This is a genomic window from Streptomyces sp. NPDC055254 (genome assembly GCF_053606025.1).
This window is the reverse complement of the sequence record NZ_JBSGQV010000073.1, coordinates 1-11,743: the sequence shown is the minus strand read 5'-3', so window position 1 is coordinate 11,743 and position 11,743 is coordinate 1. Positions and strand designations below refer to the sequence as shown.

Sequence of the window (11,743 nt, the reverse complement as noted above, 5' to 3'; positions counted from 1 at the left end):
GTCGACCAGGGCACCCCCATCGAGGCCGCCTGCCGCATCGTCATCCTGGAGGACCAGCTGGAGGAAGCCCAGCGCATCAACGCCGAGTACCGCCGCGCGGCCGAGTCGCCCGCCGCGTCGCCCTCGGCCTGAGGCCGGGGTGCCCGTCGGGATCGACGGGCCCGCGTCGCCGCCGCCGACGAGCCCGGCCATGCGCTCGACCGGGGTGGCCCGCTCCCCTGGCCGGCGTCGTAGAGGCGGCCGTCGGTGGAGCTGACGGCGCCGAGGACCGCGTCGGCCGGCCGGCCCGGTGCGCTCACACCGGCGTGCGGCACGAACCAGACCGGCCGCGCGCGTGGGCGCGGTCCCGGGTGGCCGCTTCGAGGGCGAGTCGGGTCTTGCCCGCGCCGCCGGGGCCGACGATGGTGACGAGCCGATCATAGGCCAACTGGCGCGCCAAGCAATCGAGTTCGAGAAGTGGAAAGGGGAGCATCCACTCTTTCCATGATCAAGATATAGCGCACCGGGGGGCTTGCGGCAAGACCCCCGTCGTGCCGCACAATCGCCGATCTGAGCCGGTCCGAGCCCCTCCACGTCCGGCCACGTCCAAGAAGCGCAAGAGCGGGAGCCAAGACATTGCGTGTGCTGTTGATGGGTTACGGATCGCGCGGCGACATCGCACCGCTCGCGGCCTGCGCGGCGCAGGTGCGCAAGCTCGGCGCGGAGGTACGGGTGTGCGCACCGCCGGACGCTGAGTTCGCCCGGATGCTCGCCGGGGTCGGCGCGGAAGTGGTGCCGTTCGGGCGGCCGGTGCGCGCGCTGGTGACGGGGGCGCCGCCCTCGCCCGGGTTCGCGGCCGGGTTCGCGGCCGAGCTGGTCGCCGCGCATTTCGACGCCATCGCCGCGGCGGCCGAGGGGTGCGACGTGCTGGTGGCCGCCGGCCTGATGCCGGCCGGCGCGCGGTCGGTGGCCGAGAGCCTCGGCATCCCCTACGTGTACGCGTGCTTCCATCCGTTCGAGATCCCGTCGCCGCACTACCCGCCGCAGCCGCGGCCCGGCCTGCCGAACCCGCCCGGGGTGAGCGACCACCGGGCCCTGTGGGACCTGGACGCCCAGCGGGTGAACGCGCTGTACGCGGAGCCGCTCAACACCCACCGCGCGGCGATCGGCCTGCCACCGGTGGACAACGTCCGCGATCACGTCTTCGCCGACCGGCCGTGGCTGGCGGCCGACCCGGTCCTGGGCCCGTGGCAGGAGCTGACGGACCTGGAACTCGTACAGACCGGCGCGTGGATCCTGCCGGACGAACGCCCGCTGCCCGCCGATCTGGTGGCGTTCCTGGAGGCCGGTGACCCGCCGGTGTACGTGGGCTTCGGCAGCATGCCGATGCGCGCCGCGGTGGACGTCGCGGGAGTGGCCGTCGAGACGGTCCGCGCGCAGGGCCGCCGCGTCCTCGTCTCCAGCGGCTGGGCCGGTCTGGGCCTGATCGACGACTCGGACGACTGCTTCGCCGTCGGTGACGTCAGCCACCAGGCGCTGTTCGGCCAGGTCGCGGCCGTGGTCCACCACGGCGGCGCGGGCACCACGACGACGGCCGCCGCGGCCGGCGCGCCCCAGGTGCTCGTACCCCAGTTCGTGGACCAGCCGTACTGGGCCGCGCGGGTGGCCGAGCTGGGCATCGGAGCAGCACACGACGGTCCGGTCCCGACCTTCGAGTCCCTGTCGGCGGCGCTGTCCGCGGCCCTGACCCCCGAGACCCGCGCGCGGGCGCGCGCCGTGGCCGGCGCGATCCGCACCGACGGCGCGGCGGTGGCGGCGAAGCTGCTGCTCGACGCCGTCGGCCGGTAGGGACCCCGCCCGCGTCGGCGGTTCTTCGACGACGCAGGCTGACGCGTCCGGCGTCGTCGACGACGCAGGCTGACGCGTCCGGCGTCGCGACGGGTCCCGTGGGGGCTCGCCGCCGGCGGGAGCGGGCCACGGGGACGTCGCGCCGGGCGCGGGGGAAACACGCGCGGGTAAAATGGGTGGATTGCTCCGATCTGAGCGCTCCGGTCCCGCCACGTCACCCTGACCGGGTACGTGGCCGCGGTGCCGGGCCGCCGCGTACGAGCGAGGGGTGTGACTCGGTATGAGCAAGGTCCGGTCCGGTTCCCACCGCAGGCCCGTGCTGGCGGCGTGCGCGGCGCTGCTGATCGCGGGTTGCGTCCTTCCCCCGGGCCCGGCGGCCGCATCGGAGGCCGCGCCCGCACCCGCCGCGACGGCCGGCGCCTCCGCGCCCGTACCGCCGGGGCTCAAGCCCATCGACCCCGCCGCGTTGCGGTCCGCCGTCGAGCGTGCGGCCAAGGAGCTCATGGTCCCCGGCGCCGTGGTCCTGCTCCGCACCCCGCAGGGGACCTTCCGGACGGTCGTCGGCACGACCGAGCTCGGCGCGTCCCGACCGCCCACCACGGCCGACCACTTCAGGATCGCGTCCAACACCAAGACCATGACCGCGGCGCTGATCACCCTGCTCGTCCAGGACGGCAGGCTCCGCCTCGACGACCCGGTGTCCGACCACGTCCCCGGGGTGCCGAACGGCGACCGCATCACCGTCGCGCAGCTCCTCACGATGCGCAGCGGGCTCTACAACTACACCAACGCCCCCGAACTGGCGGCGAGCATGGACGCCGAGCCGGGGAAGGCGCGGACCCCGCGCGAGATGCTGGACATCGCGTTCCGACGCCCGCCGAACTTCGCGCCCGACGCGTCCTACGAGTACAGCAACACCAACTACGTACTGCTGGGCCTGGTCGCCGAGAAGGTGGCCGGCCGCCCCCTGGCCCAGCAGTTCCGTGAGCGGCTGTACGAGCCGCTGGGCCTGGCGGGGACGTCCCTGCCGGCCGCCGCCGACCGGTCGCTGCCCGCCCCGTTCTCGCACGGCTACATGTACGGCGGATCGGCGTACGCACTGGTAGACCAGCCCTACCCCGCCGACCTGGAGGCCGAGGCGCGCTCGGGAAAGCTCCGGCCGGTCGACTACACCGAGCAGAACCCGTCCTACGCCTTCGCCGCCGGGGCCGCCGTCTCCACCGCGGACGACCTGGCCCGCTGGATCCGGTCCCTGGTGACGGGCAAGGTCCTCAACCCCGCGTTCCAGCAGCAGTGGCTGCGCAGCCCGCGGGCCGAGGACCCCGCCGCGCCCGACGGGCAGAAGTACGGCTACGGCATCGCCTACCAGCGCTTCGGCCCGAACGCGGCGATGTACTACCACGGCGGTGAACTCCCGGGCTTCAACTCCTTCATCGGCCACGACCCGGACAGCGACGTCACGCTCGTGATCTGGACGAACCTCACCCTGTCGCCCGACGGCCGCACCACGGCCCAGGCCATGCTGCCCACCGTCCTGAACCAGATCTACACCGGCCTCGACCTGCCCGAACAACACTCCTAGTGCGGTGCCCGGTGGCCGACCCGGGCGCGGCGCGCCGGTCAGTGGGGTGCGCCGGCGTCGGCCGGGAAGGCGGGGCCGTGGCCGGGCACGATCACGTCCGCGGCGGCCAGGACCCGGAGCCGCGAGCCGCGCAGGACGTCGTGGTCCGGTGCCACCGGGTCCGCCACGGGACCGTCGGGCCGCCACCACAGGTCGCCCACGAAGGCCACGACGCCGGCACCGGTGCCGGCCAGCAGGGTGATGTCCTCCGGGCTGTGTCCGGGGGTCCGGATCAGGCGGAGGGACGGGGTGAGTTCGTGGCCCTCGGCGTCCCGGTCGGTCCACTGGTCGTCCCGGTAGACCGCCTTGTGGTCGTGGACCCGGGCCCGGTGGAACAGGCCGACGTTCATGGTGTTGTCCGGGTGGTGGTGGCTGAGCACCACGTCGGTGATGTCCTCGGGACCGAGCCCCAGTTCGGCGAGCGGACCGAGGATCCGGTCGCGGCCGGCCACCATGCCCGGGTCCACGATCACGTGGTGCTCCCCGTCGAAGACGTACGAGACGGTGGCGGCGACACCGGGACCGGTGGAGAGGGTGTACCCGGTGGTCAGGATCGTGTACTCGGCGCTGCGGCCGAGCGGGGCGTCTGTCATGCCCCCAACTCTGGCCCCGGGGCGGGAATGCGACGAGTGGCCGTTCTGCCACCGATCGCGGGAATCGTGCCAGACTCCCCCCATGCCGCTGCCGTCGCCGTTCGTGACCGTCGCCGCCTACGCCCCGCCCGGGGTGGGCATGCTCGGCGCCGGCATCGTCTCCGAGGTGTTCGCCGGCCGGGGCCAGGACCTGCCCGGCTTCGACTTCGCGCTGTGCACCGACCGGCCGGGAGAGGTCCGCACCGATGTCGGGTTCCCGCTCGTGGTCGGACACGGCCTGGACCGGCTGGCCGCAGCCGATCTGGTGATCGCCCTGCCCTGGGCGGACTTCCGTACGCCGCCGGGACCCGCCGTGCTCGACGCCCTGACCGCCGCGCACCAGCGCGGCGCGCTCGTCGCGGGCCATTGCGTCGGCGCCTTCGCGCTCGCCGCGGCCGGACTGCTGGACGGCCGCCGGGCCACCACCCACTGGCGGTTCGCCGCGCTGCTGGCCGCCCGCCACCCGGCCGTCACCGTCGAGCCCGACGCCCTCTACATCGACGAGGGCAGCGTCATCACCGGCGCGGGCGCCGCCGCCGGCTTCGACCTGTGCCTGCACCTGCTGCGCCGGGAGTACGGCGCGGCCGCGGCGAACGCCATCGCGCGCGACCTGGTGCTGCCCTCCCACCGCGACGGCGGCCAGGCCCAGTACCTGACCACCCCGGTCCCCGAGGACTGCCACGACGAACGGCTCGCCGACGTTCTCGCCTGGGCCCGCGAGAACCTCCACGAACCGCTGCCCGTGGCGGAGTTGGCCCGCCGGGCCCTGATGAGCAGGCGCTCCTTCGCCCGCCGGTTCGGCGCCGCCACCGGCACCACCCCGCACGCCTGGTTGCTCGGCCTGCGGCTCAGTCGCGCCGAGGAGCTCCTGGAGACCACCGATCTGCCGGTCGAGGAGGTCGCGCGGCTGGTCGGGTACGGGAGCGCGGCCGTCCTGCGCGCCCAGTTCGTACGCCGACGGGGCGTTCCACCGCGCTCCTACCGCCGCTCGTTCACCCGCGTGCCGTAGCCGCCGGGGCGGCGGCGCACCCGGGTAGCGCAACCGGACGTGCGGCCCGGCGGTGGCGCGTATGGAATGTCCGGGAGTGGCCCCTTTGCGCAGCCCACCTCGGGAGCACCATGAGTCCGTCGTCCGAGCCGCCCCCCGCCCCCGACCCGGGGCGGGCCGGGCGTGTCGTGCGCAGCGCCGTGTCAGCGGTGCTGATCACGCTCACCTGCCTCCTCGTGCCGCTCTCCCTGATCACGGTCTGGGTGCACGACATCGTGCTGGACACCGACCGGTACGTGTCCACGGTCTCCCCGCTCGCCTCCGACCCGGCGATCGAGGAGGCCGCCGTACACCGCATCACGGAGGCGGCCGACGTACGGGTCGACGGCGCCCGGGTCACGGCGGACCTGGCGGCATGGCTCGAAGCCCAGGGGTTGCCGCCGCGCGTCGGTACGGCGGTCAAGTCGCTGGGCCCCCAGCTGGACTCCGCCGCCGACCGGGCGGTCTCCGCGGTCGCGACCCGCTTCGTCGAGAGCGACCGGTTCGAGGCCGTCTGGACGGGCGCCAACCGCGCCGCCCACACCGCCGTGGTGCACGCGCTGACCGGCCGGGGCCGCGGCGCGGTCGGGGTCGACGGCGGCACCGTCACCCTCGACGTCGGCACCGCCGTGGAGCGGGTCAAGGAAGAGCTCGTGGACGCCGGCATCGCGCCGGCCGCGAAGATCCCCGAGGTCGACCGGCAGATGGTGCTGTTCCAGTCCGAAGAGTTGGGCAAGATCCGGGGTGCGGTGCGGCTGCTCGACGTCGTCGGCAACTGGCTGCCCGTCCTCACGGTGGTCCTCGGGACCGCCGGGTTGCTGCTCGCCCGGCGGCGGCGCCGGGCCCTGGTGACCACGGCGCTCTGCGCGGCCGTCACCTGCCTGCTGCTCGCCATCGGGCTGGCCGTGGCCCGCCGCTACTACCTCGACCACCTCCCGGCCCAGGTGCAGTCCCCGGCGGCCGCGGCGGCAGTCTTCGACACCCTGGTGCGGTTCCTGCGGGTCAGCGTCCGCACCGCGCTGGTCCTCGGCATCGTGGTGGCGCTCGGCGCCTACCTGTCCGGCGCCGGCCGGCTGCCGCGCGGCGTGCGCGGTACGGCTGACCGCGCGGCCCTTTCCGCCGCGCGGCGGGGCGCCGCCCACGGCATCCGCGCCGGGCGGGCCGGCACCTGGGTGGAGGCCCACCGACGCGCGCTCACCGCGGCGGCGGTGGTGCTCCTCGCGCTCGGGTTCGCGCTGTGGAACCACCCGACGGTGCTGACCGTGCTGCTGCTGGTGCTGATCCTGCTCGCGGTGCTCGCCGTACTCGCGCTGCTCGCGGCCGGCGGGCGCGTGGGCGACGGGCCGGCGGGCGACGGGCCGGCAGTCGACGGACGCGCGGGCGACGGGCGCGCCGGCGACGGCGTCGCGGACCGGACGGGGCACACCGGGCCCTGACGGACCCGCGGCCCCGGCCCCCCTCAGTCCGCGCCCTCTTCGGCCGGGCCCCCTGTACCGTCCCCGCCCGGGCCCCGTCAAAGTGCCGAGCCGGCGCGTGGGCAGGGGCTCGCGGGCCACCACGTAGCCGACGGCGACGGCGACCGCCGGCGACGGCGGTGGAGTGCACGGACCGCCTGGAGGACCTGCCGACCCGCCTCACCGGCCGGGACCTGGACATCGGCCGGTTCGCCGACGGGGCGGGCCGGCCGCGGGTGACGGTCCCGGTTCCCGACTGGGACCGGCACGTGCGCACGGGCGTCGACGACCTCCTCTTCGCGGCCGCCGCTTCGCCGATGGCGCCGAGCAGGATGCGGGACCTGCTGGGCCGGCTCCTGGAACGGGCCCCCGAGGACCGGCGTGCCGTCGTCCGGGACGTCTCCGGCGGGTCGGGCGCACGGGCAGCGACACGTATCCCCTCGTCTGGACGCCCTGCGCCGACGACCCGTGCTGCGGCCGGCGGGCTCCACCGGCTCGCCCGCTGAACGGACGGGCCCGGGTCGCGGAACGGGAGCGGGGCCCGTCTCCTGTAGCCATGGCACGCAACGCGGCGCCGCGCCGCCGCCGCTTCCTGGTGCCGGCCGGCCACGCGCTGCGCTCGGCGGCCTCGGCCGGGCTGCTCACCACGCTCTTCTACCTGGCGCCGCTGGACAGCGGCTTCGGGGTCCTGACCGTCCTGTGCCTCGCGCTCGGCCTGGTGCTGTTCGGCGGGCTGGTCGCCTGGCAGGTCTCCCGCATCACCCGCTCCCCGTACCCGCGGCTGCGCGCCCTGGAGGCCCTGGCCACTGCCGTGCCGCTGTTCCTGCTGCTGTTCGCCTCGACGTACTTCCTGCTCTCCGCGACCGTCCCGGAGTCCTTCTCGGAGCCGCTGACCCGGACCGATTCGCTGTACTTCACGGTGACGGTGTTCGCGACCGTGGGCTTCGGGGACATCGCGGCCTCCACGGAGGTCGCCCGCGCGCTGACCACCGGCCAGATGGTCGCCAACCTGATCGTGGTGGGAGTGGTCGCCAAGGTCCTCTTCGGGGCGGTACAGGTCGGGCTGCGCAGGCAGGGGGCGGCGCCCGCGGACGCGGATGACGAGCCCTGAGCCGCGGCGGCTCCGGCGGCTCCCGCGGCTCCGGCGGCTCCCGCGGCTCCGGCGGCTCCCGCGGCTCCGGCGGCTCCGGCGGCGGAGCGCGCCACCCGGGCGGATCATCGAGGGAGCGGAAAGGAAGTGAGCCATGGCGCAGTCGCACTCCCCGTCCGAACCGCCCGCCGGCGCGGCGCCGCAGCAGGAACCGGACCTCCTGCGGCGGATGCTCCGCAGCCCCGGCTACCTCAGGTCGCTCGGCCTCTCCGCGCTCCTCGGCATCCCGGTGTCCCTCGCCGCCTTCTGGTTCCTCGTCGCACTCCACCAACTGGAGCACGCGCTGTGGACGGACCTCCCCGAAGCCCTCGGCCGGGACACCCCGCCCTGGTGGTGGCCGCTCCCCCTGCTGCTCGTGGCCGGCGCCCTGGTCGGCCTGATCGTCACGCACATGCCCGGCAAGGGCGGCCACGTACCCGCCGCCGGCGTGCACCTGGGGGGCTCGTCGGCGAGCGCGCTGCCCGGAGTCCTGCTCGCGGCCCTGATCTGTCTGCCCCTCGGCGCCGTCCTGGGCCCGGAGAGCCCGCTGATCTTCCTGGGCGGCGGTCTGGCCCTCCTGTTCCGCGACCTCGCGCGGATACCGGCGACCCCGCAGAGCACCGCCCTGCTGGGCGCGGCGGGATCGGCCGCCGCCATCTCGGCCGTCTTCGGCAACCCACTGATCGCCGCGGTGCTCCTCATCGAGGTGGTGGGGGTGGGTGGGCCGCGGCTGTTCGCCGTCGTACTCCCCGCCCTGCTCGCCACCGGGATCGGTTCCCTGGTGTTCACCGGTCTCGGCCGCTGGACCGGGCTGGGCACGGACAGTCTCTCCCTGCCGTTCGACCAGCCCTTCCCCCGCCTGGACGTCCCCGACGTGGGCTGGACACCGGTGGTCGCGGCGGCCGTCGCCCTCTGCCTGCACCCCTTCCTCTCGGCGGCCCGGGCGATCGCCGGCTACGTGGCGCGCAGGCCCTTCAACCGGACCGTCCTGTGCGCCCTCGGCGCCGCGACGTGCTGCGCGCTGTACGCCCTGATCACCGGCCGGTCCCCGGCGGACGTCGCCCTGTCCGGTCAGGACACGCTGGCCGGGCTGGCGGCCCGTCCCGGGGCCTGGGGGATCGGCGCGCTGATCGCCGTCGTGCTGCTCAAGGGCGCGGCCTACACGCTCTGCCTCGCCAGTCTGCGGGGCGGCCCGGTGTTCCCGGCGCTGTGCCTCGGCGCCACGGCGGGGCTCGTGCTGGCGCCGCTGCCCGGTCTGGGGGTCGTACCGGCGATGGCGGCGGGCATGGCGGCCGCCCTGGTCACGGCGCTGCGGCTGCCGGTGAGCAGCGTGGTGCTCGTGGTCCTGGTGCTGGGCAGCTCCGCGATGACCCCCGTCGTGATCATCGCGGTCGTGGTCGCGTTCGTACTCTCCGAGCTGCTGCCCGAGTGGCCCGCCCAGCCGGCGGCACCGGCCGTACCCGCTCCCGCCGCACCCGCCGCGCCGGAGAAGGGGTAGCGGCGCCGGCGCGGGACCCGGGGGCCACCGGGCGGCGGGGCCGGACAGCGCGACAATGGGGAGCAGGACACGGAGCGCGCACCCCCTGGCGAGAGGCGGGACGGCGTGGTGGCGTACATAGCGGTGACCGCCCTGAGCCACATCGGGCTGGTCCGCAAGCGCAACGAGGACAGCCTGGTCATCGGACCGTGGACCCTGTGCGGCACCGTGACGCTCAGCCCCCAGACGCTCCTGTTCCCCCTCGGCAGGCCGCTCCTCGTCGCGGTGGCCGACGGGCTCGGCGGCCACCCCGCCGGCGAGGTGGCCAGCGAGCTGGTGGTGCGGCGGCTCTCCGCCCTCGGGCCCTCCGTGGACGGCGAGAACGCGCTCGGGGAGGCGCTGGACCGCTGCAACGAGGCGGTGTACTCGGCCTCCGCCGGCCGTCCCGAGCTGGCCGGCATGGGGACCACGATCGCGGGCGCCCTCGTCCGCGCGAACTCGCTGGTGGCGTTCAACGTGGGCGACAGCAAGGTGTTCCACGTGCCCGAGGACGGGCTCCGCCAGGTCAGCGTGGACGACAGCCCGCTGCCGGAGCCCGGCCGGCGCACCACGTCGGCCGTCACGCAGACCCTCGGCGGCAGCCGCTCGTACAAGGCCGTCACCCCCCACCTGTCCGCCCGGCCGCTGAGGGGGGAGGACCGCTACCTCGTGTGCAGCGACGGGCTGACCGACCCCGTGCCCGACGAGGTGATCGACGCCCTGCTGCGGGAGTACGAAGACGGCCGGGCGGCGTACGAGCTGTGGAAGGCCGCCATCCAGGCCGGGGGACCCGACAACATCACGCTCGCGCTCGTGCGCGTGAGCGCCTAGGGGGCGGCGCGCCCCGGATTCGGCGCCCTATTCCGTCGGGAATTGTGACCGGCGGAATGGTTCCGGCCGCGCTTGGGGCCGAAAGGAGTACATCGGGGTGACAACGCGCCGTGACCGAGGAGGAAGTTCGAACCCAAATCGAGGAGAATATCTGTCATGGCCGGAGTAGACATGGTCTCCCATCAGGGTTAGCGTCTCCCCGTGACCCCTGAGAAGTCCCCGCTCGCCGACAGGTTCGACGACGACGACTACCCCGCCTACACCATGGGCCGGGCGGCCGAAATGCTCGGCACGACACCCGCGTTCCTCCGCGCGGTCGGCGAGGCCCGTCTGATCACCCCGCTCCGCTCGGCCGGGGGCCACCGGCGTTACTCCCGCTACCAGTTGCGCATCGCCGCCCGTGCCCGTGAGCTCGTCGACGGCGGCATGCCCCTGGACGCGGCCTGCCGGATCGTCGTTCTGGAGGACCAGCTGGAGGAGGCGCTGCGGCTGAACGAGGACATGCGCCGGCGGCGCTCCGCATCCTGAGGCGCTCGGCACCGTTTATATGACTTCCGGTCGCAGATATCTGTGCCTGCAAGGGCAGAATTCCGTGGGAAGCCCCGGGAGATTCCACCGACCGGTGACCCGGACGCGAAGATCTCCACGCCGTCCGGGCTCCCCTGTGCTACTGTGGATCTCAGTTGCAGTTGTGGTTCCCAAAAACTTACAAGTGCTCTCACCGAATCTTCGGCGGGCGCACTTTGCTATTTCCGGTGCATTTTCCGGTCGGGGCAATCATTACGGCGACGCCGGTGTTCGCACAGTGCGATCCCGGGCACAGCCCCAAAGGAGAATTCATATGGCATCTGGCACCGTGAAGTGGTTCAACGCGGAAAAGGGCTTCGGCTTCATCGAGCAGGAGGGTGGCGGCGCTGACGTGTTCGCCCACTACTCGAACATCGCCTCCTCCGGCTTCCGTGAGCTTCAGGAAGGCCAGAAGGTTACCTTCGACGTCACGCAGGGCCAGAAGGGCCCGCAGGCCGAGAACATCGTTCCCGCCTGACGCTGACGCGTACACGTAGCTGGGGCCCGCACCTTGGGTGCGGGCCCCAGCTTCGTTGCTTTTCCCCCGCACGCGCCCGTCGGTCCCGACGTGCGCGTGAGCGGCGGGTGACGGCTTCCATCGCCGGCCCGCCTGTCCGGCCGGGCGGCCGCTTGAGTCCTTGGCGCCGCCCCGCCCCCGCGCCGACCGCGTACCGCCCGCCGTCCTACGGCTCCGCGGCGCGCGCCGCGACGCACACCTCTCCACGGCAGAGCAGCCGGCCCTTTCGGCCCGGCCTGCGCCTGCCCATCTTTTCTTCGGCTCGTTCTCGCGAATGCCCAGTCGGTTCCCGACCGGAATTCCTCGATACGTGCCGCATCGAGGAAGGTTCCGCATGAACCGCACCACCCGCACGAACGACCGCAATTCCCGCACGCGCACGGGCGGCTCCGCCGGCTACGGCAGCCGTTCCGGATCCGGGTACGGCTCGGGCTCCGGATCCGGGTACGGCTCGGGCTCCGGGTACGGCTCGGGCTCGGGCTCCGGCGCCGGATACGGCTCCTCCGCGGGGCGTTCGGGCGGCTCCGGCCGTTCCGGTGGTTCCGGGCGTTCGGGTGGTTACGGCCGTCGGCCCGCCGCTGTCCAGGGCGAGTTCGCCCTCCCGAAGACGATCACTCCCGCG

The 11,743-nt window shown here is 74.2% G+C and carries 11 protein-coding genes and 2 pseudogenes; 12 read left to right on the top strand and 1 reads right to left on the bottom strand.

Annotation, left to right across the window (positions count from 1 at the left end; all coding sequences use genetic code 11):
• The 3 genes and pseudogenes from ACWFQ8_RS33020 to ACWFQ8_RS33010 all read left to right on the top strand — a co-directional run.
• A pseudogene (locus tag ACWFQ8_RS33020) lies at positions 1 to 132 on the top strand (MerR family transcriptional regulator); the annotation flags it as partial.
• 498 nt (positions 133 to 630) lie between these two features.
• Positions 631 to 1,827: a glycosyltransferase gene (locus tag ACWFQ8_RS33015; RefSeq protein ID WP_453789966.1), complete on the top strand. Its 1,197-nt coding sequence runs from the start codon at positions 631 to 633 to the stop codon at positions 1,825 to 1,827.
• A 280-nt stretch (positions 1,828 to 2,107) separates the two neighbouring features.
• Complete coding sequence (locus ACWFQ8_RS33010; protein ID WP_453789965.1) at positions 2,108 to 3,409, top strand: serine hydrolase domain-containing protein; 1,302 nt, start codon at positions 2,108 to 2,110, stop codon at positions 3,407 to 3,409.
• Between the two features lie 38 nt (positions 3,410 to 3,447).
• Here ACWFQ8_RS33010 and ACWFQ8_RS33005 read toward each other — a convergent pair whose 3' ends face one another.
• Complete coding sequence (locus tag ACWFQ8_RS33005) at positions 3,448 to 4,041, bottom strand: MBL fold metallo-hydrolase (protein ID WP_453789964.1); 594 nt, start codon at positions 4,039 to 4,041, stop codon at positions 3,448 to 3,450.
• Between the two features lie 82 nt (positions 4,042 to 4,123).
• On the opposite strand from ACWFQ8_RS33005, the gene ACWFQ8_RS33000 reads away from it, so the two are divergent.
• The 9 genes and pseudogenes from ACWFQ8_RS33000 to ACWFQ8_RS32960 form a co-directional block, all read left to right on the top strand.
• A complete protein-coding gene (locus tag ACWFQ8_RS33000; RefSeq protein ID WP_453789963.1) occupies positions 4,124 to 5,089 on the top strand; it encodes a GlxA family transcriptional regulator in 966 nt (321 codons plus the stop codon).
• Positions 5,090 to 5,199: 110 nt separating this feature from the next.
• A complete protein-coding gene (locus tag ACWFQ8_RS32995) occupies positions 5,200 to 6,543 on the top strand; it encodes a hypothetical protein (RefSeq protein WP_453789962.1) in 1,344 nt (447 codons plus the stop codon).
• Between the two features lie 158 nt (positions 6,544 to 6,701).
• Complete coding sequence (locus tag ACWFQ8_RS32990; RefSeq protein WP_453789961.1) at positions 6,702 to 7,067, top strand: hypothetical protein; 366 nt, start codon at positions 6,702 to 6,704, stop codon at positions 7,065 to 7,067.
• Positions 7,068 to 7,117: 50 nt separating this feature from the next.
• Positions 7,118 to 7,672 (top strand): potassium channel family protein, encoded by a 555-nt coding sequence (locus ACWFQ8_RS32985; protein WP_453789960.1) that lies wholly within the window; start codon positions 7,118 to 7,120, stop codon positions 7,670 to 7,672.
• 133 nt (positions 7,673 to 7,805) lie between these two features.
• Positions 7,806 to 9,188, top strand: coding sequence for a chloride channel protein (locus ACWFQ8_RS32980; RefSeq protein WP_453789959.1), 1,383 nt, complete (start codon positions 7,806 to 7,808; stop codon positions 9,186 to 9,188).
• 108 nt (positions 9,189 to 9,296) lie between these two features.
• Positions 9,297 to 10,037 (top strand): PP2C family protein-serine/threonine phosphatase, encoded by a 741-nt coding sequence (locus ACWFQ8_RS32975; protein WP_453789967.1) that lies wholly within the window; start codon positions 9,297 to 9,299, stop codon positions 10,035 to 10,037.
• 201 nt (positions 10,038 to 10,238) lie between these two features.
• Positions 10,239 to 10,565 carry a MerR family transcriptional regulator gene (locus ACWFQ8_RS32970; protein WP_453789958.1) on the top strand — a complete coding sequence of 109 codons (327 nt, stop codon included), beginning with the start codon at positions 10,239 to 10,241 and terminating at the stop codon, positions 10,563 to 10,565.
• Between the two features lie 313 nt (positions 10,566 to 10,878).
• A complete protein-coding gene (locus ACWFQ8_RS32965; protein WP_030011983.1) occupies positions 10,879 to 11,082 on the top strand; it encodes a cold-shock protein in 204 nt (67 codons plus the stop codon).
• 373 nt (positions 11,083 to 11,455) lie between these two features.
• Positions 11,456 to 11,743: pseudogene (locus ACWFQ8_RS32960) on the top strand (hypothetical protein); the annotation flags it as partial.

Coding starts and splice junctions, on each gene's coding strand:
- ACWFQ8_RS32980 (WP_453789959.1), top strand. CDS start 7,806: ATGGCGCAGTCGCACTCCCCGTCCGAACCGCCCGCCGGCGCGGCGCCG.
- ACWFQ8_RS32985 (WP_453789960.1), top strand. CDS start 7,118: ATGGCACGCAACGCGGCGCCGCGCCGCCGCCGCTTCCTGGTGCCGGCC.
- ACWFQ8_RS33005 (WP_453789964.1), bottom strand. CDS start 4,041: ATGACAGACGCCCCGCTCGGCCGCAGCGCCGAGTACACGATCCTGACC.
- ACWFQ8_RS33015 (WP_453789966.1), top strand. CDS start 631: ATGGGTTACGGATCGCGCGGCGACATCGCACCGCTCGCGGCCTGCGCG.
- ACWFQ8_RS32965 (WP_030011983.1), top strand. CDS start 10,879: ATGGCATCTGGCACCGTGAAGTGGTTCAACGCGGAAAAGGGCTTCGGC.
- ACWFQ8_RS33000 (WP_453789963.1), top strand. CDS start 4,124: ATGCCGCTGCCGTCGCCGTTCGTGACCGTCGCCGCCTACGCCCCGCCC.
- ACWFQ8_RS33010 (WP_453789965.1), top strand. CDS start 2,108: ATGAGCAAGGTCCGGTCCGGTTCCCACCGCAGGCCCGTGCTGGCGGCG.
- ACWFQ8_RS32995 (WP_453789962.1), top strand. CDS start 5,200: ATGAGTCCGTCGTCCGAGCCGCCCCCCGCCCCCGACCCGGGGCGGGCC.